The 23216-nt window shown below is 37.3% G+C and carries 27 protein-coding genes; 9 read left to right on the top strand and 18 right to left on the bottom strand.

Features of this window, described 5'->3' with window-relative positions; translation table 11 throughout:
* Positions 1 to 7: 7 nt before the first annotated feature.
* From clpX to CVS84_RS00225, 9 genes are all read right to left on the bottom strand, one after another.
* Positions 8 to 1240 carry an ATP-dependent Clp protease ATP-binding subunit ClpX gene (gene clpX, locus CVS84_RS00265; RefSeq protein ID WP_107690709.1) on the bottom strand — a complete coding sequence of 411 codons (1233 nt, stop codon included), beginning with the start codon at positions 1238 to 1240 and terminating at the stop codon, positions 8 to 10.
* The gene (lpxA, locus tag CVS84_RS00260) at positions 1240 to 2028 is read right to left on the bottom strand and encodes an acyl-ACP--UDP-N-acetylglucosamine O-acyltransferase (RefSeq protein WP_107690708.1); all 789 of its coding nucleotides are present in this window, start codon (positions 2026 to 2028) and stop codon (positions 1240 to 1242) included. The genes clpX and lpxA overlap by 1 nt, the downstream gene beginning before the upstream one ends.
* Before the next feature lie 21 nt (positions 2029 to 2049).
* A complete protein-coding gene (gene fabZ, locus CVS84_RS00255; protein ID WP_004317884.1) occupies positions 2050 to 2496 on the bottom strand; it encodes a 3-hydroxyacyl-ACP dehydratase FabZ in 447 nt (148 codons plus the stop codon).
* Positions 2497 to 2646: 150 nt separating this feature from the next.
* Complete coding sequence (locus tag CVS84_RS00250) at positions 2647 to 3720, bottom strand: epoxyqueuosine reductase QueH (RefSeq protein WP_107690707.1); 1074 nt, start codon at positions 3718 to 3720, stop codon at positions 2647 to 2649.
* A 26-nt stretch (positions 3721 to 3746) separates the two neighbouring features.
* The gene (locus CVS84_RS00245) at positions 3747 to 4496 is read right to left on the bottom strand and encodes an ATP-binding cassette domain-containing protein (protein WP_107690706.1); all 750 of its coding nucleotides are present in this window, start codon (positions 4494 to 4496) and stop codon (positions 3747 to 3749) included.
* On the bottom strand, positions 4493 to 5173 hold the full coding sequence (locus CVS84_RS00240; protein WP_107690705.1) for an ATP-binding cassette domain-containing protein: 681 nt from the start codon (positions 5171 to 5173) through the stop codon (positions 4493 to 4495). Before CVS84_RS00240 ends, CVS84_RS00245 begins: the two co-directional genes overlap by 4 nt.
* On the bottom strand, positions 5170 to 5970 hold the full coding sequence (locus tag CVS84_RS00235) for an ABC transporter permease (protein ID WP_107690704.1): 801 nt from the start codon (positions 5968 to 5970) through the stop codon (positions 5170 to 5172). The genes CVS84_RS00240 and CVS84_RS00235 overlap by 4 nt, the downstream gene beginning before the upstream one ends.
* Positions 5967 to 6905 (bottom strand): ABC transporter permease, encoded by a 939-nt coding sequence (locus CVS84_RS00230; RefSeq protein ID WP_107690703.1) that lies wholly within the window; start codon positions 6903 to 6905, stop codon positions 5967 to 5969. Before CVS84_RS00230 ends, CVS84_RS00235 begins: the two co-directional genes overlap by 4 nt.
* A gap of 12 nt (positions 6906 to 6917) precedes the next feature.
* A complete protein-coding gene (locus tag CVS84_RS00225) occupies positions 6918 to 8450 on the bottom strand; it encodes an ABC transporter substrate-binding protein (RefSeq protein ID WP_107690702.1) in 1533 nt (510 codons plus the stop codon).
* A gap of 175 nt (positions 8451 to 8625) precedes the next feature.
* Here CVS84_RS00225 and CVS84_RS00220 point away from each other — a divergent pair, with 175 nt between their 5' ends.
* Positions 8626 to 11934, top strand: coding sequence for a DUF748 domain-containing protein (locus tag CVS84_RS00220; protein WP_107690701.1), 3309 nt, complete (start codon positions 8626 to 8628; stop codon positions 11932 to 11934).
* Here the strand turns inward: CVS84_RS00220 and CVS84_RS00215 are convergent.
* A complete protein-coding gene (locus tag CVS84_RS00215) occupies positions 11931 to 12335 on the bottom strand; it encodes a hypothetical protein (RefSeq protein WP_103583286.1) in 405 nt (134 codons plus the stop codon). The two genes, CVS84_RS00220 and CVS84_RS00215, sit on opposite strands and share 4 nt — an antisense overlap.
* Before the next feature lie 114 nt (positions 12336 to 12449).
* On the opposite strand from CVS84_RS00215, the gene CVS84_RS00210 reads away from it, so the two are divergent.
* The 8 genes from CVS84_RS00210 (at position 12450) to CVS84_RS00175 (ending at position 17749) form a co-directional block, all read left to right on the top strand.
* Positions 12450 to 12653 (top strand): tautomerase family protein, encoded by a 204-nt coding sequence (locus CVS84_RS00210; protein ID WP_107690700.1) that lies wholly within the window; start codon positions 12450 to 12452, stop codon positions 12651 to 12653.
* Entirely contained in the window at positions 12650 to 13135 is a 486-nt protein-coding gene (bcp, locus tag CVS84_RS00205; protein ID WP_107690699.1) for a thioredoxin-dependent thiol peroxidase, read from the top strand. Before CVS84_RS00210 ends, bcp begins: the two co-directional genes overlap by 4 nt.
* A 9-nt stretch (positions 13136 to 13144) precedes the next feature.
* Positions 13145 to 13786 carry a thiol:disulfide interchange protein DsbA/DsbL gene (locus CVS84_RS00200; RefSeq protein WP_107690698.1) on the top strand — a complete coding sequence of 214 codons (642 nt, stop codon included), beginning with the start codon at positions 13145 to 13147 and terminating at the stop codon, positions 13784 to 13786.
* Between the two features lie 104 nt (positions 13787 to 13890).
* Positions 13891 to 14805: a branched-chain amino acid transaminase gene (locus tag CVS84_RS00195; protein WP_054196075.1), complete on the top strand. Its 915-nt coding sequence runs from the start codon at positions 13891 to 13893 to the stop codon at positions 14803 to 14805.
* 17 nt (positions 14806 to 14822) lie between these two features.
* Entirely contained in the window at positions 14823 to 15941 is a 1119-nt protein-coding gene (locus CVS84_RS00190; protein ID WP_107690697.1) for a prohibitin family protein, read from the top strand.
* Between the two features lie 2 nt (positions 15942 to 15943).
* Positions 15944 to 16678 carry a bifunctional phosphoribosyl-AMP cyclohydrolase/phosphoribosyl-ATP diphosphatase HisIE gene (hisIE, locus tag CVS84_RS00185; RefSeq protein WP_107690696.1) on the top strand — a complete coding sequence of 245 codons (735 nt, stop codon included), beginning with the start codon at positions 15944 to 15946 and terminating at the stop codon, positions 16676 to 16678.
* Positions 16668 to 17198, top strand: coding sequence for a DUF2393 family protein (locus tag CVS84_RS00180; RefSeq protein ID WP_107690695.1), 531 nt, complete (start codon positions 16668 to 16670; stop codon positions 17196 to 17198). Before hisIE ends, CVS84_RS00180 begins: the two co-directional genes overlap by 11 nt.
* Entirely contained in the window at positions 17198 to 17749 is a 552-nt protein-coding gene (locus CVS84_RS00175) for a DUF2393 family protein (protein WP_021090969.1), read from the top strand. Before CVS84_RS00180 ends, CVS84_RS00175 begins: the two co-directional genes overlap by 1 nt.
* Positions 17750 to 17870: 121 nt before the next feature.
* Here CVS84_RS00175 and CVS84_RS00170 read toward each other — a convergent pair whose 3' ends face one another.
* The 8 genes from CVS84_RS00170 to CVS84_RS00135 all read right to left on the bottom strand — a co-directional run bounded on the left by CVS84_RS00170 (position 17871) and on the right by CVS84_RS00135 (position 23215).
* On the bottom strand, positions 17871 to 18533 hold the full coding sequence (locus CVS84_RS00170; RefSeq protein WP_107690694.1) for a hypothetical protein: 663 nt from the start codon (positions 18531 to 18533) through the stop codon (positions 17871 to 17873).
* Positions 18530 to 19867, bottom strand: coding sequence for an amidophosphoribosyltransferase (gene purF / locus CVS84_RS00165; protein ID WP_107690693.1), 1338 nt, complete (start codon positions 19865 to 19867; stop codon positions 18530 to 18532). The genes CVS84_RS00170 and purF overlap by 4 nt, the downstream gene beginning before the upstream one ends.
* A gap of 122 nt (positions 19868 to 19989) precedes the next feature.
* On the bottom strand, positions 19990 to 20184 hold the full coding sequence (locus CVS84_RS00160; RefSeq protein ID WP_107690692.1) for a hypothetical protein: 195 nt from the start codon (positions 20182 to 20184) through the stop codon (positions 19990 to 19992).
* Positions 20177 to 20947: a 4-hydroxy-tetrahydrodipicolinate reductase gene (gene dapB, locus CVS84_RS00155; RefSeq protein ID WP_107690691.1), complete on the bottom strand. Its 771-nt coding sequence runs from the start codon at positions 20945 to 20947 to the stop codon at positions 20177 to 20179. The genes CVS84_RS00160 and dapB overlap by 8 nt, the downstream gene beginning before the upstream one ends.
* Positions 20948 to 21092: 145 nt before the next feature.
* Complete coding sequence (locus tag CVS84_RS00150) at positions 21093 to 22031, bottom strand: NAD(P)/FAD-dependent oxidoreductase (protein WP_107690690.1); 939 nt, start codon at positions 22029 to 22031, stop codon at positions 21093 to 21095.
* 9 nt (positions 22032 to 22040) lie between these two features.
* Positions 22041 to 22487 (bottom strand): hypothetical protein, encoded by a 447-nt coding sequence (locus CVS84_RS00145; protein WP_107690689.1) that lies wholly within the window; start codon positions 22485 to 22487, stop codon positions 22041 to 22043.
* Positions 22487 to 22801, bottom strand: a complete 315-nt coding sequence (trxA, locus tag CVS84_RS00140) for a thioredoxin (protein ID WP_012001054.1) — start codon at positions 22799 to 22801, stop codon at positions 22487 to 22489. Before trxA ends, CVS84_RS00145 begins: the two co-directional genes overlap by 1 nt.
* 72 nt (positions 22802 to 22873) lie before the next feature.
* The gene (locus CVS84_RS00135) at positions 22874 to 23215 is read right to left on the bottom strand and encodes a YraN family protein (RefSeq protein WP_107690688.1); all 342 of its coding nucleotides are present in this window, start codon (positions 23213 to 23215) and stop codon (positions 22874 to 22876) included.
* Position 23216 lies beyond the last annotated feature (1 nt).

The raw sequence follows: 23216 nt of genomic DNA, 5'->3' as shown, positions 1-23216 counted from the left end.
ATTTCCTTTACGCTATTTTCTTATCGTGTTTTATTAAAATTGGCTTTGCCTTATCTTTTACAGTCTCTTTTGAGATAACAATATCATACTCTTTTAACTCTGGCAGCTCATACATTATGTCTGTCATAAGCTCTTCCATTATACTTCTAAGCCCTCTAGCCCCGGTTTTTCGCTCGATAGCTAAACTTGCTATCTCTTCAAGTGCTTCATCATCAAATTTAAGTGTAGCACCGTCAATCGCACAAAGCTTTTGGTATTGTTTTAATATCGCATTTTTTGGCTCAGTTAAAATTTTTACCATATCTTCTTTTGTTATCTCGTTCAAAGTAGCTACTACGTGAAGCCTGCCAATAAGCTCTGGAATGAGGCCATATCTTACAAGATCGTCTGGCTCAAGTAGGCTTAGTAAATTTTCTTTTTCATTTTTGCCACGTTTTTCTTGGTTAAACCCAAGTACATTTTTACCAACCCTTCTCTCGATAATATCAAGAAGTCCGTCAAATGCACCGCCACAAACAAATAAAATATTTGTCGTATCTATCTGGATGAAGTCTTGGTTTGGATGTTTTCTGCCACCTTTTGGTGGGATATTTACAACACTTCCTTCGATGATCTTTAAAAGTGCTTGCTGTACGCCTTCACCTGAAACATCCCTTGTAATGCTTCTATTTTCACTCATTCTAGCGATCTTATCAATCTCATCTACAAAAACAATGCCCTGCTCCGCCTTTTTCACGTCGCCATTTGCAGCTTGCAAGAGCCTTGTTAAGATGTTTTCAACGTCCTCGCCGACATATCCAGCCTCAGTTAGGCTTGTGGCATCACAAATTGCGATAGGCACATCTAAAAATCTCGCTAAAGTCTGAGCCATCAACGTCTTGCCGCTTCCAGTTGGGCCAACAAGTAAGATGTTTGATTTTGAAATTTCAGTATCGTCTTTGATGTCGCTTTGTTTAAAAATTCTCTTATAGTGGTTATATACGCCGACACTAAAGACCTTTTTAGCCTTGTCTTGACCGATCACGTAGTTATCAAGTACCGCTTTTAGCTCCTTTGGTGTGAGCTTTTGATACTCTATCGTTTCGCCGTTTTTACTCTCTTCTACGCTAGTATCTCCATGTATCATATCGTATGCAGCAGCGATACAATACTCGCATATATAGGCATTTCCTTCGATATCAGCGAGTAATCTTCTCTCGGCAGACTCAGCCTCTCCACAAAAATTACACTTTCTAGCCATTAATCTCTTCCTTTTGCAAGCGGAATTCCTCTTGTTGTTTCTAATATAAATTTACACATTTTCTTCACGTTTTCGTCGCTGGTTTTTGAGATCAGTTCGTTTGCTTGATCTTTTAGGCTGATGCCTTGATTAAACAAAAATTTATAAGCGCGAACTAGCTCTTCAACTTGCTCTTTGTCAAATCTACGCCTAATGCCAACTAAATTTAAGCTTCTTATATATGCTCTGTTGCCCTCAGCTAGGCAAAATGGCACAACATCTTGACTAAGCGCGCTTGCACCTGCGATCATACAGCTCTCACCCACTCTAACAAACTGATGAATAGGCGTAAGACCGCCCACAACAGCATAATCACCAAGCTCGACGTGACCTGCTAGAGTTGCGTTATTTGCCAAAATGACGTTGCTGCCTATTATGCAGTCATGCGCGATGTGAGAATACGCCATGATAAAGGCGTTATTGCCGATCCTTGTTATACCATCGCCCTTATGCGTACCTGAGTTTATCGTGCAAAACTCACGTATAGTTGCGTGCTCGCCGATAATAACGCCGGTATCAATCTCATCTTTATAGCTGATATCTTGCGGGATGTCACCCACAATCGCGTAGCTAAATACACGAGAGTTATCGCCGATCCTCGTCTTGCCAAGCACCCTTGCGCCTTGCTTTATTGTGACGTTGTTGCCAAGGACCGCATCTTTACTTACAAACGCATAAGCCTCGATATTTGCGTCATCTCCAATGATCGCTCCATCTTCTATAACGGCTGTTTGGTGGATATTTTTCATTGTATCTCTTTTTCTTAAAGCCTATTTATCGACTATCATCGCTTTTAGTTCAGCCTCGGCGCATAGCACATCATCGACATATGCTTTGCCCTCAAGCACCCAGATATTTCCTTTGTGTTTTAGCACGTTTAGTCTATACTCTAGCCTATCTCCAGGGCGGACTGGATGGCGAAATTTTGCTCCGTCTATGCTCATAAAATAAACCACTTTATTCTCGATACCAGCCTGATGCTCGTCGCTCATACTCTTAAACGCTAGCACGCCACCAGCTTGTGCCATGCCTTCAATGATCATCACGCCAGGATAGATCGGGTGACCTGGGAAGTGCCCCTGAAATATCGGCTCACCAATGGTTACATTTTTATAAGCGACGATATTCTTAGCTGGCTCTAGCTCGACAACTCTATCGATAAGCAAAAATGGAAATCTATGTGGGAGAATTTTTTGAATTTCTACGACGTCTATCACGTTTTAGCCTTAGTAATGTAAATTTGTGGCGATTGTAACAAATTTATACTAAGAAAAAAATTATTAGCCTCTTTTAAAAATCTCTAAATTTCGCCTTATGTGGCAAAAATTTAATTCACTGCTTTAAGATAAATTTTATAAACTCACCTCTTAGTCTAAAACCAAAATTTCTTCGCTATCGTTATAAAAAACAGCCTTTGCGTAAATTTCGTAGCTACCCTTTTTGACCTCATCTAAGATAATGATAGGATTTTGCGAAAATTCTCCGCTTATATCACGGCGAAATTTCATCTCAGCGTCAAGCTCGAGCGGCCTTTTGCAAAGCTCATCAATGCTTTTAAATTTGCTGTTTGTAAATTTATTAAAGCGATCTATACTCATAAAGATTGCACCCTCTTTTAGCTCATCGTCCATTTCGCAGGAATTTTCTACATTTAGCTTTAAATTTTCTCTTTTAAAGCCAGAGTAGAGCACAAAATAGCTTGGTATCACAGCGTTTTGAAATTTCACACTAGCGCGCAAAAGCCTGTAGTTTAAAAACCTTCTTCTAAAAAGGTGAAATTTCTCACCTCTCGCCTCGTACTCGCACACCTTTTTATAAAGCTCAAGCCTAGCTTCTATGCTGCCATAAAGTGTCCTTGCGTGCAGCTCGCTCATTAGCTCACTTTGGGGCAAATTTTGCGAGTCGCGCTGTTTTTTTAGCGCAAAGACGCAGCCGCAATAATTTTGGTGATAGAGCTTATCTTTTTTAGCGAGGATAAACTGCTCGCTTGTGCCGCCATTTTTTCTATAATCAACTGCGACCGCCTCCAAATTTGAGCCAGCTACCGCCTCATCAAGCGCCTTTTTAAGCTGAGAAAAGTCCTTTTTTGGGCTCATCAAAAGTGTCGTCGTGATCTTACCAAGTCCTAGCTCAAGTGCCTTTTTAGCGGAGTCTTTCATACGAAAGTCAAAGCAGTACTCGCACCTTTTGCCCTTTTCTGGCTCATCTTCAAGTCCCTTTGTGCCACTAAGCCACGCTTCGTAGTCGTATTCGCCGCATATTAGCTCGATACCTAGCTTCTCGCAGCTTCGCTTCACGTCCTCAAAACGCAGTAAAAATTCGCTATATGGATGTATGTTTGGATCGTAAAAATAGCCTACTATTCGTTCATTTGGAAAGTCTTTTCTTAAGCGTTGTAAAAAATAGTGGCTATCGACCGAGCAGCAGATATGAACTAGCAAATTTGACCCTTTTTGCTTGCATTATATCAAAGATTATTTTTATAAATTTTTGTAGCATCGAGGTATTTTTTAAGGACATTTTGGCTTTCAAGATCATCAAATTTACCCCACGCTACTTGCTTGCCAGCCTCGATTATTAGCACCTTTTGCGCTATCTTCATCGCGCTTAAGATATCGTGCGTGATAAAGATGATACTGATCTTTTCATCTAAGCTTAAAAGCAAATTTATGATCTTTTGCTTTGTCTCGTTGTCAAGTCCGCTTGTTATCTCATCGCAGATTAGGATTTTTGGCTTTGAAAGAAGCGCTAGCAGTATCCCAACCCTTGTCGCCTCGCCGCCACTTAGTTGAGAGGGGAATTTTTCTAAAATTTCATTTTTTAAATTTAAATTTGACATGAGTTCTTTGAGCTCATTTTCGCTAAAGCTAAGCTTAAGATATGACCTCACGTGAGCGATCGCGGTTTTTACTTTTAGCGCTGGATTTAGGGCTTGTTTTTGGTTTTGCAAGATGTATCTGATATCTTTTTTTAGCTCATTTTTGTCCGTGATCTCTTCATTGTTTATATAAATTTTGCCCCCACTTTTTGGCTCGCTAAATGATATGAGCTTTGCAAGCGTGCTTTTACCACTGCCACTTTGGCCCAAAATGGCTAAATTTTCGCCATCATCAAGCTCGCAACTTATCCCCTCTAAAAGGTGCAACACTTCAGCTCTAGCGTTAAAATGCTCCTTAAAGCTTAAACTTTTTGAGACGTTTTCAAGCCTTATTTTCACGCATTTTCCTTTAAATTTAGCCGCCCATCTCTCATCTGCCAGATCTCATCACTAAGATAGTTCGTTAGCGCCTCATCATGCGAGATAAAGATGACGCTCATCTTGCCCTTTAGGCTCTCTAAGATGCCCGCCACGTGGCTACCGCTAATGCTATCAAGCCCGCTTGTTATCTCGTCGCAGACTAAAATTTTTGGCTTCAGGCAAAGCGCCAGAGCGATCTGCACACGGCTCGCCTCGCCGCCACTTAGCTCGTATGAGTATTTGTGCCAGATGAGATTAGCATTATCTAGCCCAAACTCCCTAAAATAGCTAAATGCAAGCTCTTTATTTGATTTATTATCGCCGCCAAGATAGGCATTAAAGTGATCACCCACGTTTAAGAGCGGATGAAGGCTGGCGATAGAGTTTTGAAAAACGAGCGCAGCAACCTTTTTTCGGTACTCTTTTAGCTCATTTTGGCTAAGTTTTAAGATATCTTTTTTATAAATGCTAAAATTATCCGCCCTCACTCTAAAATCATCATCAAAAAGCCTTATTAGGCTCTTTGCAAAGAGCGATTTACCACTGCCACTTTCACCTGTAATACCTATAAATTTACCCTCACTCATCTCAAAATCAATCTCACGCAAAAGCTTCTTATCCTTATAAAAAACGTTTAAATTTTTAATCTCTATCATATTTTTATATTGCCATTTTTTGAATTTGATGTGATGATTGATGTTGCAAGGATGAGCAAAAAGAGCGTCACGCCAGGGAAAAGCACCATCCACCAAGAGCCAAGAAAAAGCGCCTCTTTGCTCTCATTTAGCATGATACCAAGGCTTATTTTATTTGCGTCGCTACCCACGCCAAAAAAGCCAAGTGTGGCCTCCATGACGACTGCGTTTATCGCATTTATGCCAAAGATACTAACTATTAAATGCTTTAAATTTGGCAAAATTTCAAAGCAGATCAGGCTAAATTTGCTAGCCCCATTTATCACGGCCTGCTCGGCGTAGTCGCACTTTTTATTAAGTCTTAGATTTTGCATAAAAACTTTTGCGCCCTGCATAAACGAGCAAATGGCTATGATAAAAGAGGTGATAAGTATATCTCCACTACTAAATGAGCTAAAAAGCATGATAAAAACGATGTTTGGGATGCTTAAAAAGGCATCAAGCCCCTTGTCAAAAAGGCTCTCGTAAATTTTGCTCTTACTCGTGCCAAAATATGCGTAAATGAGCGAGAAAAACGTCGTTAAAAAGCCAGCTAGCAGCAAGATAAGAAGCGAGTTTTTAAGCGCATAGGCCACTCTTATGAGATTGTCCCTGCCTAGGATGTCAGTGCCAAAGATGTGTTCACCACTTGGGGATAAATTTACCGCCATAAAGTCAGTGAAATTTGGCTCAAATTTAGAGAAAAACGGCGTCACAAAAGCAAATGTGACAAGCGCTAAAAATACAAAACAGGCTAGGAAAAATATGACTTTTCTCATAAATTTCTCTTATCTGCCAAGATGGCAAAAATTTTAGCCAGTAAATTTGCAAAAACAACAATAACAGCCGTTAGCAAAATGGTCGCAAGTGCGACTGGATAGTCTTTGGCGATCACTGCATCAAGGCCAAGCTTGCCTATGCCTGGAAATGAAAAAATGCTCTCAATGACGTATGAGCCTGCAAAAACGCCAGCCACAAGTGTAGCGAAATAATAGACTATATCGGTGCTTGCGTGCTTTATGGAGAAAAGATAAATTTTGCCGCGCCCCAAACCTCTAGCGTGAGCTGTTTGGATAAAGTCAGCGTTTAGGCTTTGATTTAGTCTGTCTCTTACAAATTTCACATTTGCGCCAAGGTGTGGCAAGATAATGGCAAGCGTTGGCAAGATAATAAATTTAGCCCCAACCCCGCTAGATCCTAGCTCGTTTGCCCCAGAGCTTGGCAGCAAATTTAGATAGACGCTAAAGATCGCTATTAGTACGAGCGCAATGTAAAAATGCGGCAATGAAGCCAGCAAAAAGGAGCTAAAATTTATAAAGATATCGGCAAATTTATTTTTATAAATAGCGCTTAAAAATCCTAAGAAGAAGGATAAAAAAACTATCAAAAAAAATGAGGCGAAAAATAAGATAAGCGAGTTTAAAAGCCGCTCTTTAATTAGTAGAGATACGCTCGCTCCGCTTACAAAACTGGTGCCAAAATCCCCTGCGACAAAATGAGCTAGCCATCTAAAATACTGCACAAAAAAGCCATCTTTTAGCCCCAAATTTTCTAAAATTTGCTCTTTTATAGCCACGCTTAGCGCTTCACTCCGCAAAAACATCGCGTCAGTGACGTTTCCTGGCAAAAAATATATGAGCAAAAATAGAAAAAATGAGATGAAAAACAGCAATCCAAGGTTTGAGATCGCTGTTTTTAAAATGGTTCTAAACAAAGTTTTTATCCACTACTTTACTTGCCACTCTCTTATGTTCCATAAAAATCCAGCTCCATGGTGACCTAAAATTTGCGTCTTTATGCCTGAAATTTTCTTGTTAAAGACGAGCGGATAGTCAAGATAGACTATGAAAATGTAAGGTGGGTTTTCATGAAGCGCTTTCAGAAATTCTTTATAGTGCTTTTTCCTAAGCTCCACATCTTTTGTATATCTCGCGTTTTTTAAGGCCTCATCGGCGTTTGCGTCCTTGTAGTGGCTAAAGTTCCAGCCATTTTCATTTATGCTCACATCGGCAAATCCGCCAAAAATTCTATACGTATGAAAGTCTGGATCAAATGGGCTTCCCCAGCCGATCACAAAACTATCTACCTTACTTAGATCAAAGGCTGTTTTTGGCTTTGCGTAGGCTTTGGCTTTTACACCAAATTTCTCAAACTCGCTGCTTAAAATTTTGGCTAGATTGACCCTTAAAACGTCGTTATTAAAGGCGTAGATATCAAAGCTAAGCTCTTTGCCATCTTTTTCAAAAAAACCAGCTTTGTTTTTCTTAAAGCCGCTCTTTTCAAGTAGCTCTTTAGCCTTTTGCGGATCGTAGCTAAATTTAAACTCGTCGTCGTTTGCAAAGCTTTTTTCTATCGGATTGTTTGCAACGCTTGCATATCCGTGGAATAAATTTTTAACTATCTCATCTTTATTGACCGCGTAGTTTAGGGCTATCCTTACATTTTTATCTTGAAAAAGAGGATCTTCAAAGTTAAACATCAAAGCCCTATAGTCCGCGCTTTTAAACTTAAGCAGGTCAAGTTTTTTATCATCTTTTATGAAATTTACCCCTGTTGGAGAGATGAGCGCGACGTCGATCTCACCGCTTTTTAGGCCTAAAAGTCTTAAATTTTCATCGCCGACAATTTTAAAAAATACCTTTTTGATCTTTGGCTCGCCCTTGTAAAATTTCTCATTTGCCACAAACTCTAAACTCTCATCTTTTTTCCATTTTACTAGCTTGTATGCGCCAGTTCCTACTGGAACCTCGTTAAATTTATCAGTCGAGATATCTATGCCCTTTAGGATATGCTCAGGCAACACGCCAAAACTAAGCGCATCAAGAAACGGCGGAAACGGCTCACTAAGCGTGATCTTGACCTTATAATCCCCTAAAATTTCAACGCTTTTTACCACCTCGTAGTTTGAAATAGCTGGCGCGTTTAGCTTCTTATCTTGAGCTGCTTCAATGGTAAATTTAACATCCTTTGCGCTAAATTTCACCCCGTCATGCCAAAAAGCATCATCTCTTAGCTCAAAAATATACTCCAAGCCATCTTCACTCACCTGCCAAGACTTAGCAAGCTCTGGCACTACATGGCTATTTTCATCGTGGATAGTAAGACCAGAGAAAACCAGCGAAAGCGTAGGATCGTGATCCTCGTCGTAGAGTGGATTTATACGAGGTGTTTGCTCCTCGATAGCGACCACAACGGCATTTTCATTTGCATAAGAAAGAGTGCCGAACAACAGAAAAAAGACAAGCAAAATTTTCTTCATCACTGCATCCTTTGTTTAAAAGGTATTTGTGAAATGGTAATACGAATTTTATAAAAGTATTATTAACTAAAATGTAAATTTAACGTCTAAAAATTTAGAAATTTCTAACTAGAATTTAACCTTATTTAAAGTAAAATCAAAGTTTATTTTAGATCACTTCAAGGTAAAAATTTAAATGAATAAAAATAAAAAAATAGCCCTAATTTCAGGTATAAGTTTAGTTTCACTTTTGCTTATTTATACTCTTCTTGGATTTTTTGGAGTACCTTATGGCATTAAGTATATCGTTCCAAAGTATCTAAAAGACTACAACGCAACACTTTTTGTAGCAGACGCTAAATTTAATCCATTTACCTTTGAACTAAATGCCACAAACACCGAGTTAAACACTACTTCGCCACTTTTTAGCACAAAGCAAATCGACATCAAGCTAAAGCCATTTTCTATCTTTAAAAAATTAGTTGAAGTTGATATTTTTAGGCTTCAAGAGCCAAATGTCAAAATTTTACGAGATAAAAATTCAAAATTTAACTTTAGTAATTTTATAAACGATGATAACGCAACTACCGAAGATAACAGCACTAGCTCTATAAATTTTGCCCTAAATAACGCAAAAATCATCAAAGGCTCATTTTCATATATTGACCAAAATTTAACAAAGCCATTTAACGTAAATTTTGATGATATAAACTACGAGCTAAGCTCGCTAAATACGAAGAAAAATAGTGCAGGCAGCCATATTTTTGACTCAAACTCGACTCTAGCTCACAAGATCGATCTAAATGGCGATATCAAGCTAAATCCCCTAAAAATCGAGGGCAATATCAGCATAAAGAACTTTAGTATCGATCCAGTGGCGATTAGCTTTATCGATAATGACACACTAAATCTTAAAAATGCGGTCATAAATTTAGGAATAAATTACACTTTAATTACCGATGAAAACGCTACAAATATAAATTTAAAGGATAGCTTTTTAAATGTAAAATCGCTAAACATAGATGAGGGCAAAAACGAACTAAGTCTTGGTGAGCTAGAGCTTCCAAAATTTGATCTATCAAGTAAGATAGCAGACAAGATAGATGCTAAATTAGAGTTAAATGCCATAAATTTAAGCGATGTGTCATTTAAAAATGCAATAACAGCAAGCTTAAAATCACTAAATTTAAACGATATTTCACTTTTAGCAAATTTAAATGAAAAAAGTGAGCTAAATGCGACAGCTGCACTAAATAGCATAAATGCAAATGCCCTAAAAATAGACGAAACCAGTAAAAATTTAGTAAATCTAAAAGATATAAATGCCTCAAATTTAAATGCAAATTTAGCAAATAATAAAACCACTCTAACGCTTGAAAAAATAGCGTTTGATGGTATCAATGCTCCACTTAGTAAAAATGCGAATGCAAATGTAGCAGGGGCTAAAATCTCAAACATTAGCTTCGCTCAAGATACCAATAAAAGCCTTGCAACTCTTGATGAGATTAGTATAAATGGTATAAATTTAAAGGCAAAAAATAAAGAGATTTTAGATATCGCTAATGTGCTTACAAAAACGATCAAATTTGATATTTTAAATATGGCTTTGAGTGCTGAGAATATCGATGTAAATAGACCAAAATTTAACTCAGAGTTAAATGATAGCGGCTTAAGCGTGATAAACCAGCTTGGACTTGGTGAGAAAGAGCCGGCAAAAACAGCTAATCATCGCACTAAAACTAAAAAAGAAAATACATCAGCTTCAAAAAGCAAAGAAAATGAGTTTAAATTTGATATAAAAAATATCAATGTAAATAATGCTAGTATCGCTTTGACGCATCTTTTTGAAGGCGAGAAGATCACTCATAAATTTGATAATTTGTTTGTAAAAATAGCAAATTTAAGTAGCGATTTTAGTAAGCCATTTGACGCGAAAGTGGATATAAAAAGCTCGCAAAAGCTAAATTTGGACCTAACCTCAAAGATCAAACTTGAACCACTTGATATAACTGCTAAAATCAAACTTGAAGATAAAAATTTGCCAAAATATTTTGCCTACGCAAAGCCATTTTTAGAGGCAGACCTTTCAAGTGGAGAGATGAGTGCAAACGCCGAGCTTCACTATGCAAAAGATATAAAAGCGGATGCAAAGCTTAGCGTAAAAGATATTAGATTAGATGATAAAAATAAAGAAAAGCTAATCACGTTTAAAAGTTTAGAAGTGGATAAAATTTCACTTTTTAAAAATAATCTTGAAATTACTGGAGTTGCTTTAAATTCGCCGTTTATCAAGGCTCATCTAAGTAAAGAGCGCGAATTTAATCTAAGCAAAATCGTAAAAGAATATAAAAATAAAGTCCAAAATGAGCAAAAAACTGAGAGCAAAAAGGCAGCTAGTAAAAAAGATGACGAGCTAAATTTTAGTATAAAAAATTTCTCACTTAATAATGGCGAGGTTGATTTTTCAGATGCGTCACTATTTATGCCATTTGCTACGAAAATTTCAAATCTAAATGGCAAGCTAACTGACATCGATAAAAAACGTCCAAGTTCAGGCGAGTTTAAAGGCACAGTTGGCAAAAATGGCTTTTCTCAGATTACAGCAAAACTATTTCCTTTTGAATTAAAGCAAAATACTAATATTAAGCTTGATTTTAAAGACATCGATCTAATCGACATAACGCCATATAGCGGACAATTTTTGGGTTATAAAATAAAAAAAGGTAAGTTAAATTTAAATCTAAATTATAGCGTTGTTGATTCAAAACTAAACGGCTCAAATCTTATAAATTTTGACACACTCACACTTGGAGAAAAGGTTGATTCAAAAGATGCTGTAAATTTGCCACTTTCGCTTGCTATATTGATATTAAGCGATCAAAATAATCAAATAAATATCGACCTTCCAGTTGAGGGAAATTTAGACGATCCTGACTTTAAATATGGCGGTGTCATTTGGGCTGCTGTTAAAAAACTCTTTGCAGACATTACGTTAGCTCCGTTTAGATTTTTGGGTAATGCTCTAGGGCTTGGCGGCAAGGATCTTAGCTCTATTGATTTTCTTGCTGGAAGCAGCGAGCTAATAAGCTCAGAAGCACCAAAAATAGCTGATTTTATAAAATTAACCACTGCAAAGCCTATGATGAAACTTAGCATCACGCCTACTTACTCTGAAATAGATGTGCTCTACTTTAAAGAAAAAAAGCTTGATCAAAAGATAAATCAAATAATCGCCTCAAGTGGCAAAGATTATATTACCGTGCTAAATTCTCTCGTTCCAAACGCTAAAGATAAAAGTGATAAGGCCTTAAGAGAAGAGGCAATAAAAGCTATCGAAGTGGATAAGGAAAAACTAGTTGAGCTAGCAAATGAGCGTGCAAATGCAGTAAAAGAAGCACTCATAAAGGCTGGGCTTGAGACTGGCCGCATAAATGTAAATGATGCAACAAGCTCAGAGCCTAAGCAAAACACCTACGCAAGTGTGCTTATGGGAGTGGCGAACTAAATTTCATTTATCTCACTGCTTCTTGCGTTGTAAACAAACCAGCTAAGAAGCATGAGCATCATAAATGCGCCAAAAACTAGGCTTGCGTAAAAATATAAGCTAAAGCCTTCGCCTAGTAAATTTGCATTGTGAAGAGCTATCATAACACCAGCAAGTGAAATTAAATAGCCAATTAGCTTAATGATAAAAATTTTTGGATTTACAAGGATGAGTAAAAGCCCGCAAAGCATGACACTAAGGGCTATTTGTAAATTTAAAATGTCAGCTTGAGCACTTGAGCCAAATGTCAAAAAACCAAGCAAAAATATGACTAAAAACATCAAAACAGCATAAACTATCCTGTTTCGTCCAAAGCTATACATAAAACAAACAAAGCCTTTGTTATGTTTGTTGTAGTCCATTTTTCGCTCCTAGTAACAAGTTTTTGTATTTTAATGCCAAATTCTTAAATAAAGGCTTTAATCTGAAATTTCACTCATTTTGGCTAATATTTTACATCTTAAAAAGGAGCAACAATGCCTTATGTTAATATCAAAATAGCAGGCCCAGAGCCGACAAAAGAACAAAAAGATCAAGTTTTTAAAGAGGTGACTGAGACGCTTGTAAGAGTGCTTGGCAAGAAAAAAGAGGCGGTGATGATTTTCATAGAAACTCACGATGCTAGCAACATCAGCGTAGGTGGCGAAAGCGTAGAAGATAAGAGAAAGGGGATGAAATGAGCGAAGATATGGAGAGAAAGATAACGCTTGAAGTTGGCGACAAAGCGCCAGAGTTTGAAGCACTAAATCAAGATGGCGTAAAGGTCGCACTAAAGGACTTTATAGGCAAAAATGTAGTGCTTTACTTCTATCCAAAAGATAACACTCCAGGCTGCACAACTGAGGCTTGCGAATTTAGCGCAAACTACGATCAGTTTATCAAAAACGATACAGTTATAATCGGCGTTAGCCCAGATAGTGTGAAGTCTCACGTTGGCTTTATAGCAAAGCAAAATTTAAAGCACATTCTATTAAGTGATGAGGATAAAGAAATTTCAAAGCTTTATGGCGTTTGGCAAGTTAAGAAAAACTATGGCAAAGAGTATCTTGGTATCGCAAGAAGCACATTTGTGATCGACAAAGACGGCAAGATAGTTAAAATTTATAAAAGCGTAAAAGCCAAAGACCACGCCGCAAAAGTGCTAGCTGATCTTGTAAAATAAGGAGCAAAGATGAAGCTTATAAAAATGCTAATTTTAAGTGCGTTTTTTGCGCTAAATTTATCAGCACTAACTGAAGGTGTGGAGTATCAAACTCTAGTAAAACCGCTTAATGTGCCTAAAAACTCGGTCGTTAAGGTCTTTAGCTACGACTGCCCACACTGCTATAAATTTGACCGAACGATTACAAAAAAGCTGATGTCAAAGCTTGAAGATGTGAAATTTATCCCATATCACCTAAGCACAAAAGGCAAGCTTGGCGAGACCGCGAGTAAAATTTTTGCCGCTCTTATATCGATAGATGAGGCAAATGGCACTGATCTACTAAGCGATGAGTCAAAATTTAAGCAAGCAAAATTTGCGATCTATAAAGCAAGACATGATGAAAAAGATGATTTTAATGATGGCAAAGACAAAGAGAGATTTATAAATTTAGCCCTTAAAGCAGCTCACGTGAGCAAGGACGACTACGAAAAAGCACTAAATAGCGACCGAGCAAAAGAGCTTTTAGACGCATGGTTTGCCTCTTATGATGTTGCAAGTATTAGCGGTGTGCCAGCTTTTGTAGTAAGCGGCAAATACCTAATAAATTTAAGCGCAGCTTCATCAATCGACGAGATGGCAAAGATCATACAAGAGCTTTTAGATAAGTAGTTTTGGCGGGTAATATCTGCAAATTTTGGTATTAGAAATGTAAATTTAAAGCAATTTTAGATAAACTCAGACCAAAATTTCTAAGAAAAAAGAAAGGTTTAACAATGAATGCTTCAGAATTTATCTGGATGGATGGAAAATTAGTTAAATGGGACGATGCAAAAGTACACGTTCTAACTCACTCTTTACACTATGCTAATGCCGTATTTGAAGGCACAAGAGCTTATAAAACAAAAAAAGGTCTAGCTATTTTTAGACTTCAAGATCACACAAAAAGGCTTTTAAGATCAGCGAAAATGACTGTTTTAAATGTACCTTACACTGAGGAAGAGCTTGAAAAAGCACAAATAGAGCTTCTTCGTGCAAATAAATATAATGGCAATGTTTATATCCGCCCACTTATATTTTTAGGATACGGCGTAATGGGTGTAGCTCACACAAAAGCACCGGTGCAAACTGCTATCGCTTCATGGGAATGGGGTGCTTATCTTGGCGATGAAGGCCTAGAAAAAGGCATCAGAGTTAAAATTTCAAGCTTTGCCAAACTCGCACCTGCTGCTCAAATGAACAGAGCAAAAGCTAGCTCAAACTATTTAAGCTCACAAATGGCAAACTACGAGGCAAAAGAGGCTGGATACGACGAGGCACTACTTCTTGATAGTGAGGGCTTTGTGGCTGAGGGTCCTGGCGAGTGCTTCTTTATCGTTGAAAATGGCGTTTTAATCACTCCACCAAATGACAACAGCCTACTTAGCATCACTCAAGATACAGTCATAAGACTTGCTCACGATCTTGACATCGAAGTAAGAAGAGAGCGCATCACAAGAGATCAGGCCTACACAGCTGACGAGGCATTTTTCACAGGTACTGCAGCTGAAGTAACACCGATAAATAGCATAGATAACCGCATCATTGGTAACGGAGCTAGAGGTGAAGTGACAAAGAGACTACAAAAAGCTTATTTTGACGTAGTTTATGGTCTAAACAAAAAGTATGAATCATTTTTAACATATATTTAAAAATTTAAAGGAACGAAATGCCCGCTGATTTAAACGATTATTTCAATAAAAAAAAGCCAGGTAATGACAACAGAGGCTCAGGTCAAAATAGTGACAAAGAGCCACCTTTTAAAAAGGATTTTAAAATACCAAATCTACCAAGTGGTTTTGGTAAATTTGGAGCACTTGCCTACATTGTAATTGCAATTATTGCTATTTTTGCTATCACACAGCCATTTAAAGTGATTCACTCAGGTGAAGTTGGCATAAAGTCTACAGCAGGTAAATATGAGCCAAATCCTTTACAACCAGGCTTTCACTTCTTTTTACCTTTTATCCAAGATATCATCATCGTGGACACCAGAGTTAGGATCATAAACTATACTTCTGGCGAGGATATGGGCGAATCAATGCAAAAATCATATCAAGGCGTTGGCGCTGGAATTTTACGTAAAAATTCTATTTCAGTACTTGATGCTAGGAATTTACCAGTTAGCATTGATATTACTGTGCAATACCGTTTAAATCCAGAAAATGCCCCTCAAACTATTGCCTCTTGGGGTCTTAGCTGGGAGAGCAAGATAGTTGATCCTGTCGTTCGTGACGTGGTTCGCAGTATCGCTGGTAAATATACAGCAGAAGAGCTTCCAACAAAGAGAAACGATCTAGCAAGACAAATCGATGATGGCATAAGAAAAGACATCGACTCTCAGCCAAATAAGCCAGTTGAGCTTTTAACAGTCCAGCTTCGTGAGATCATCTTGCCTTCAAAGGTAAAAGAGCAGATTGAGCGTGTTCAGATCGCAAAACAAGAAGCTGAAAGAACAAAATACGAAGTAGAAAGAGCAAATCAAGAAGCCTTAAAACAAGCCGCACTTGCAGAAGGTACCGCTAAAGCTGCTATCATTGAAGCAAAAGGTAAGGCTGATGCCATTAAAATCGAGGCTGATGCAACCGCATATGCAAACAAAGAGGTTGCAAAAAGCGTAGATCAAAATCTACTAAATTTAAAGCAAATCGAGACGCAAAACAAATTTAACGAAGCTCTAAAAGAAAACAAAGATGCTAAAATTTTCTTAACACCTGGCGGAGCTGTGCCAAATATCTGGCTAGACGCAAAAGATAAAGCAAGAGCTAGCTCAGTAAGCGAGAGATAAAAATGAATAGCGTAACAAAAAGTATAGACTGGAAAAAAGTTGGTGGATTGCTTCCGGTAGTGGTTTGCGATCATGCCACAAATGAAGTTTTAATGCTTGCCTACATGAATGAAGAAGCATTAAATTTAAGTCTATCTAGCCGTTACGCTCACTACTTTTCACGCACCAAAAATAGAATTTGGAAAAAAGGCGAAGAAAGTGGTAATACTCAGGAGATAAAAGCTGCTTTTTTGGACTGCGACAACGATACTTTGCTTTTAAAAGTGATTCAAAACGGAGGCGCTGCTTGTCACACTGGAGCAAGGTCGTGCTTTTTTAATGAAATAAATTTACATGACAGCAAAATTTTAGATACAAAAGTTGAAGTCAAAAAAATAAATTATGGTGTGCTTGATGAGCTTTACCATGTGATAGAAGATAGAAAGCTAAATGCTAACCCTGAAACTTCATATGTGGCAAGTCTTTTTAAAAAAGGTGAAAATCAAATTTTAAAGAAAGTTGGCGAAGAGGCTGGCGAATTTATAATGGCCGCAAAGGATCTTAGTTTCGCAGAAAACTCAAAGCAAAATGAGCAAAAAGCAAAAGATGATCTGATCTATGAAGCAGCCGACCTTTGCTTTCATGCACTTGTAGCACTTTCAGCCCATAATATCCATCCAGATGCTGTAAAAAACGAACTTGCCAGGCGTTTTGGCATGAGCGGCATTGAAGAGAAAAGATCGCGAGATGTTAAATAGCATTAAGCACAACTTGCTTTTTGTATTGCAAAATGCAAAGCTCATTGATTTTCTAACCTATGGCTGGATATTTTTAGCATTTATACTAATTGTGCTTTTAGGAATTTTTATCGCGATAAAGTCGTGGTGGCAGATAGGATTTTTATTTATTTTGGCTGCTTTTTTCGGACTTTTTGTAGGTAATTACTACGTAAACAAATATATAAATGAAAATTTAAGACCAGTTAGCATAAGCAAAATAACCACCAAGCAGCTTCAATATGTTGATGCACTAATGGTTGATTTTAATATTACAAATAATTCAAATAATGCACTTAGTATCTGTAAAATCGAGCTTGACTTCTATCTAAGCTCAAGGCAAAATATGAAAGATTTTTTTAACTCACTTAATCCATTTGCTAGAAAAAGAATCATCTTAAACGAGGAATTTTTGCCAAAGCAAAGCATTGAGGTTAAAGATTTTATCAATGATTTCGCATTTATAGACTACAATATCTCTAAAAAAGTGGAGTGTTTTTGATGAGCTCAGCATATTTTACGATCGTTCATATTATCGTTCTTTTTGCGATTGCTCTGCTTTCCATTTTATTTCTTGTTCTCTCACTTAGAGCTGAGCGAAAGTTATTTTTATCACTATTTTTTACAAACATTCTAGTCTCAACCACACTTGCTGTTTTTTTGATGCTAGTGCTTGATAAATATACAAAAAAAGGTATGCTCGAAAATGTAAAAAGTGAGCGAATTTTGCGAAATGAGAGTATTGTTTTTAAGGGGCAAGTGAGAAATATCGGTAAATTTACAATTAGCAACTGCACGCTGACAGTCAAACTAATCAATCAACCGCTAAATAAAAATGACCTTGGTGGGGAAGCATTTTTTAAGCCAAGTGGGCTTTCATTTTTCTCATGGGTTCTTGGTACAGATAAGGACGAGAGGCCAAATACAGTTGAATATAAATTTGATGTAGCCAAAAATTTACCAAAGCAAAAAAGCACACCATTTACCGTATATATGCCATATCCGCCTTATTTTAAAAATGGCATGAATATCACAAAACTAAATTGCTACTAAGTCAAATTTAAAGCAAATTTTTACAAATTTCATAGGATAAAACGTTAAGTCTTAGTTTGATTTTAGAGTAAATTTTATCTTTTTAGCATCTGCAATAAACACGATTTTTTAAGTTAAAGTTTTAAAAAGTACAAAGTATGTCAAGTAGCCTACCCAATTTTTGTAAGTCATTTAAGAAAAGTTGCTTTATTTTTTGTGTAAATTCTTTTGCTTCTTCAAGGATTTTAGTCTCGGCTATATTATAAACAAACTCTTTTTTTAGGATCTTTGCACCTTTTTTATAAAAGAAATTTGCCTCTATTAAGCTTGCAAAAAAGCTATCATCTCTTAAATAGTAGTTTGTTGCTACATTTACATGCACTGGCTTTTGTAACAAAAAATCGCCACAAACACTATTTTGTGAGCTAAATTTAACGCTCTCAAGTACATCAGGCCTTATCTCATAAAATTTTATCTCATTAGCTTTTTTTAAAGCTAGTATATCACTTGATTTATTTAAATTTATAGAGCTATTATTTACCTCAAGTACGTTTATAGTACCCTTTGCAAGCGAATAAGCATTTAAAATCTTATCTTCTGCTAAAAAATTTACTACACCAAAAAATGGCACACTAGCATTTTGTTCTACAAAATTTTGAACGGTTTTTATTTGTAGCTGCTGTTTTGTGCCATTTATCTCATAGTAGCTTACGTAAATAGAAATTTCGTCTTTTTTGCTTGGATTCTTTTGTGAGCAACCACTAAAAAATAGTGCAACAAGCAAAAAAATTGCTAAATTTTTCACTTTATGAAATAGTCACCATCAAAGCTTACAAGCGAATATCTTCGCTCATTGCCGATACTTTCTTTAAGTTCGTCTATACTTAAAAATTCTAAGCTATCTGCGCCGATATATTCTTTTACTTCCTCTGCGTTTTTTTTAGAGCTTATTAACTCTTCAAAGCTTGGCGTATCGATACCGTATCGCTCAGGGTATTTAAGCTCAGGGCATGCGACTCTAAAATGAATCTCTTTAGCGCCCGCATGTCTTAAAAGATCAACCACCTTTTTTGAAGTAGTACCGCGAACGATACTATCATCGATAACAACGATACTTTTACCCTTTAGAACCGATGACATAGGGTTAAGTTTTAGCTTAACTTTTAAATTTCTCATCTCTTGGCTTGGCTCGATGAAGGTTCTACCCACATAGTGGTTTCTAGTGATAGCTAGCTCAAATGGGATTTTGCTCTCATTTGCGTACCCAAGCGCTGCTGGTACTCCGCTATCTGGTACAGGTACGACGAAATCTGCTTTAATTTTGCTCTTTTTAGCTAGTACTTCACCCATTTTTTTTCTAACTTCATAGACGCTTTTACCTTCTATCACGCTATCTGGGCGAGCAAAATAGATATATTCAAATGCGCATATTCTAGGATCTGGCTCATAAATTTGAATGCTTTGAAACTCACTTTTTCCATGTTCAAAGACTATCATCTCACCAGGCCTGATATCTCTTATAAAGCTAGCCCCCACAAGATCAAAAGCACAAGTCTCACTAGCTACGATATATCCACCATCTTTTAGCTTGCCAAGGCTTAGTGGCCTAACACCCCAGCGATCTCTTATGGCAAAGGTTTTATGGCGTGACTGGATAAGCAGACAATAAGCACCTTTTATCTTATCAAGTGCTGCAATAATACGGTCCTGCAAGTGTTCGCTATGGTTTCTTGCGATTAGATGGATGATATTTTCAGTATCCATATTTGTCTGGAATATCGCACCATCCTTAATAAGCTCATCTCTAACCTCATCTTTATTTACCAAATTTCCATTATGGACTATCGAAATCTGCCCCAAAGAGTAATTAGCGGCTATTGGCTGGGCGTCACGACCTGAGTTTTTACCAGCCGTTGCATAGCGGTTGTGACCGATCGCCATATCACCTTTTAGTGATCTTAAAATTTCTTCATTAAAGACCTCTGTAACTAGGCCATTACCCTTGTGCGTAGAAATTTCTCCGTCATCACAAACACTAATGCCACTCGCCTCTTGGCCGCGATGCTGCATAGAAAATAACGCATAATAGGCAGTCTTTGCTGCATCTTTAGAATTTATAATACCAACTATTGCACACATTTTTTTCCTTTAGTTTTCATCATCTTTGTAAATTTCAAGAACATTTTTGTAGTTAAACTTGATCTCATCGCCAGCATTTAAACAGCCTTTTGAAATAGTTCATTGTCTAAAATGCCGGTAAATTAGCCGTTATTTGTCTCGTTAATGACCACCCACATGCGCTCAACCTGAGCAAACTCATCATCTTCAAATCTAAATATAAGCTTTACTATATCACCAGTTCTTAAATTTTGGCGCTTTTCATGCTCTGGCATGTAGAATTTATCACCAAATTCTAGCTTGTAGTTCTCTACATCATCAAGCACAAATTTAATCATCAAGCCCTAAACTATCATCTATCGAGTAAAGGCCACTATTTTGATCTTTTAGCCAAATAGCAGCCCTGATCGCACCTTTTGAAAAGGTTGCCCTACTCGTTGCGGTGTGATTTAGCTCTATAAACTCACCGTCATTATAAAAGCCAACCGTGTGGCGACCTACCACATCTCCACCACGAAGTGCCATGACTGCGATCTCGTCTTTGCTCCTAGCCCCTACCATACCGGCTCTACCAGTTACTAAAACATCTTTTAAATTTAAATCTCTTGCCTCAGCTACACTTCCTGCAAGTGTCATCGCAGTGCCACTTGGAGCATCTTTTTTGTGCCTGTGGTGTTGCTCTACGATCTCTATGTCAAATTCTCTTAATGTTTTTGAAGCAATCCTTGCAAGGCGGTTTAGAACAGCCACACCAAGACTCATATTTGTTGCATAAAGAATAGGCATAGCCCCTGATGCCAGGTGGAGCAAATTTTTCTCGTCATCATCTAAGCCGGTTGTACCGATAACTAGTGGTTTTGGATTAGTTCTAGCGTAGTTTAGCAGTGCTACCGTAGCCTCTTTTTGGCTAAAGTCGATTATTACATCACACGCTTCAAAAAATTTAGCAAAGTCATTTGTCAAAAGATCGCTACTTAAATTTTCAACCTCATTTTTTTGGCTAAAAGCGATGCTTAAAGTGGCATCTTTCTCATCTTTTAAACAAGAAATGATACTTTGAGCCATCTTTCCACTAGCACCATAAAGGCCTATTTTTACCAAAATTTATCCTTTGATTTTTGGTGAAATTTAACATAAAATTTATTATAGATAGATTACAAATAGGCTTTAAAAATACGTATAAAATCAAAAATTTGATAGAAAAAAAGAAGAAAAATTTAGCCAAAAAATTGGCTAAATTTGAGTATTAATGCAAGCTTTCTATATAACTCATAGCGCTAAGTGCAGCCACTGCGCCATCACCTGCAGCTACGATGACTTGCTTTGGAGCGTCCTCTCTTATGTCGCCCGCTACAAAGAGCCCTTTTAGGCTAGTTTGCATCTTAAGGTTTGTCTTAACCTGTCCACCATCAACCATCTCGCAGATAAATTTGCCATTTTCATCTTTTAAAATTTCGTTATTTACATTTAGTCCGACAAATGTAAAAATTCCTGGCACATCAAGCACACGCTCGCCATTTTTGGTATCAAGTACGATCTTTGTTAGGCCCATTTTATCGCCAAGTGCCTCTTTTATCGTCGCACTTGTTATAAACTCGATCTTTTCATTTTTTCTAGCTTTTTCAACCGTAGTTGGCGCCGCTCTAAACTCTTCACGTCTATGGATTAGATAGACTTTTGAGCAGATATTCGCTAGATAAAGTGCCTCTTCAACGGCTGTGTCGCCACCGCCAAGAACAGCTACCTCTTTATTTTTGTAAAAAAATCCATCGCATGTTGCGCATGTGCTAACACCTTTGCCAAAGAACTCATCCTCGCCCTTAAAGCCAGCACGTCTTGGAGTTGAGCCAGTTGCTACGATGACAGCCTTTGCCTGCTCGCTCTTACCGCCCTCAAGTAAAATTTCAAAGCTACTGTCGCTGTTTTTTCTAACACCAACGACGTTTGCCCACTTATGAACTAGTCCAAATGCACTACACTGCTTCCACCAAGTGCTCATAAAGTCAAAACCGCTCTCGCCAGGGGCTTTTTGGCCTGGGTAGTTTTCTATCTCTGAGCTAGAGGTGATCTGACCGCCAGGCTCGCCTTTTTCAAACATTACAACATCTTTTAGTCCGCCTCTAGTGGCGTAAAGTCCGGCGCTTAGTCCTGCTGGACCGCCTCCGATGATCGCTAAATCAAGCATAAATTTCCTTTATTCTAAAACATTTATGGGCGAATTTTGTTTGTAAATTTCGCCCCTTTGATGAACTATCTCAACACTACTTGGAAGCTTTGTAATGCTCAAATTTTGCATCAGCTCCAAGACCGTATTAATATCCGAGCTTATATATTTTAGTGTTGAGTTTGACTCATATCTTTTTTGAAAGATATCGATTGCCACAACTGTTTCATTTTTGATTGGTAAAATTTCGTTTAATTTTGATTGATTTGAGCTGAAGATTAAAAGCGTGTATTTTGGCTCTTTTGGAGTGAAAATTTCGCTTTTTTCGTAAAAAACTAGCTTCGCAAAATCAACAAATTTATATTGTGAAAAACGATAGTTGCTATACGCAAATGCAGCTGCTATCATAGCTGCACCAAAAAATGAACCAAATATATATGTAAGAGGAAGTAGGCTTCCTCTTCTTTTTTCGCTCATTAAAGAAGCGAATTTAGTTTGTCAGTTAAGGCTTGTTTTGACTGTGCACCGACCATTTGCTCAACTAGCTCGCCATTTTTGAAAAATAGCAATGTTGGGATCGATCTGATGCCAAACTCAACTGCAAGATCTTGCACTTCGTCAGTATTTACCTTGCAAATTTTTGCTTTGCCATCAAAGTCTTCAGCAAGCTCTTCGATCACTGGAGCTAGCATACGGCAAGGTCCGCACCATGGAGCCCAAAAGTCTACTAAAGCAACGCCTTCTTTTGTAACATCAAAATTTTCTTTTGTAAGTTCGATGTATTTTCCCATTTTTTCTCCTTATTTTTAAAATGTGGCAATTATACAAATTAAATTTAAATTTTATCTAAATAATAAATTTTATTATAAACTAATATTTTCTATCAGTTCTAATTTTTCATTTTTTATGACGAGTAAATCGACTTGAAAATCTCTATTTGGCTCATTTTTCATCATATAAAAATTTATAGTTTTTAAAATTTTTATATATTTTGCCTTATTTAGTCTATATTCTGCTTCATATTCTCCGTTAGTTGCTTTTACCTCTATAAAGTGCAAAATTTTATCTCTACTTAGTGCGATAATGTCGATCTCACCAAATTTAGAGTGAAAATTTCTCTCTAAAATGACAAAACTAAGCTTTTGTAAAAATTCACACGCCCTATCTTCTGAGCTTTTGCCAAAGAGATGCTCTTTTAACCCCAAG

This window comes from Campylobacter concisus, assembly GCF_003048575.1.
GTDB lineage: Bacteria > Campylobacterota > Campylobacteria > Campylobacterales > Campylobacteraceae > Campylobacter_A > Campylobacter_A concisus_U.
The sequence above is the reverse complement of the archived record's forward strand: the minus strand, read 5'-3'. Positions and strand labels throughout refer to the sequence as shown.

Bases quoted from the DNA above. Each gene is read 5' to 3' on its own strand.
- CVS84_RS00240 (WP_107690705.1), bottom strand. From the start codon at position 5,173: ATGATAGAGATTAAAAATTTAAACGTTTTTTATAAGGATAAGAAGCTT.
- trxA (WP_012001054.1), bottom strand. From the start codon at position 22,801: ATGGGAAAATACATCGAACTTACAAAAGAAAATTTTGATGTTACAAAA.
- CVS84_RS00220 (WP_107690701.1), top strand. From the start codon at position 8,626: ATGAATAAAAATAAAAAAATAGCCCTAATTTCAGGTATAAGTTTAGTT.
- clpX (WP_107690709.1), bottom strand. From the start codon at position 1,240: ATGGCTAGAAAGTGTAATTTTTGTGGAGAGGCTGAGTCTGCCGAGAGA.
- hisIE (WP_107690696.1), top strand. From the start codon at position 15,944: ATGAATAGCGTAACAAAAAGTATAGACTGGAAAAAAGTTGGTGGATTG.
- CVS84_RS00210 (WP_107690700.1), top strand. From the start codon at position 12,450: ATGCCTTATGTTAATATCAAAATAGCAGGCCCAGAGCCGACAAAAGAA.
- CVS84_RS00150 (WP_107690690.1), bottom strand. From the start codon at position 22,031: ATGCTTGATTTAGCGATCATCGGAGGCGGTCCAGCAGGACTAAGCGCC.
- CVS84_RS00200 (WP_107690698.1), top strand. From the start codon at position 13,145: ATGAAGCTTATAAAAATGCTAATTTTAAGTGCGTTTTTTGCGCTAAAT.
- lpxA (WP_107690708.1), bottom strand. From the start codon at position 2,028: ATGAAAAATATCCACCAAACAGCCGTTATAGAAGATGGAGCGATCATT.
- CVS84_RS00175 (WP_021090969.1), top strand. From the start codon at position 17,198: ATGAGCTCAGCATATTTTACGATCGTTCATATTATCGTTCTTTTTGCG.
- purF (WP_107690693.1), bottom strand. From the start codon at position 19,867: ATGTGTGCAATAGTTGGTATTATAAATTCTAAAGATGCAGCAAAGACT.
- bcp (WP_107690699.1), top strand. From the start codon at position 12,650: ATGAGCGAAGATATGGAGAGAAAGATAACGCTTGAAGTTGGCGACAAA.
- CVS84_RS00235 (WP_107690704.1), bottom strand. From the start codon at position 5,970: ATGAGAAAAGTCATATTTTTCCTAGCCTGTTTTGTATTTTTAGCGCTT.
- CVS84_RS00190 (WP_107690697.1), top strand. From the start codon at position 14,823: ATGCCCGCTGATTTAAACGATTATTTCAATAAAAAAAAGCCAGGTAAT.
- CVS84_RS00225 (WP_107690702.1), bottom strand. From the start codon at position 8,450: ATGAAGAAAATTTTGCTTGTCTTTTTTCTGTTGTTCGGCACTCTTTCT.
- CVS84_RS00160 (WP_107690692.1), bottom strand. From the start codon at position 20,184: ATGATTAAATTTGTGCTTGATGATGTAGAGAACTACAAGCTAGAATTT.
- CVS84_RS00145 (WP_107690689.1), bottom strand. From the start codon at position 22,487: ATGAGCGAAAAAAGAAGAGGAAGCCTACTTCCTCTTACATATATATTT.
- CVS84_RS00195 (WP_054196075.1), top strand. From the start codon at position 13,891: ATGAATGCTTCAGAATTTATCTGGATGGATGGAAAATTAGTTAAATGG.
- CVS84_RS00180 (WP_107690695.1), top strand. From the start codon at position 16,668: ATGTTAAATAGCATTAAGCACAACTTGCTTTTTGTATTGCAAAATGCA.
- CVS84_RS00215 (WP_103583286.1), bottom strand. From the start codon at position 12,335: ATGGACTACAACAAACATAACAAAGGCTTTGTTTGTTTTATGTATAGC.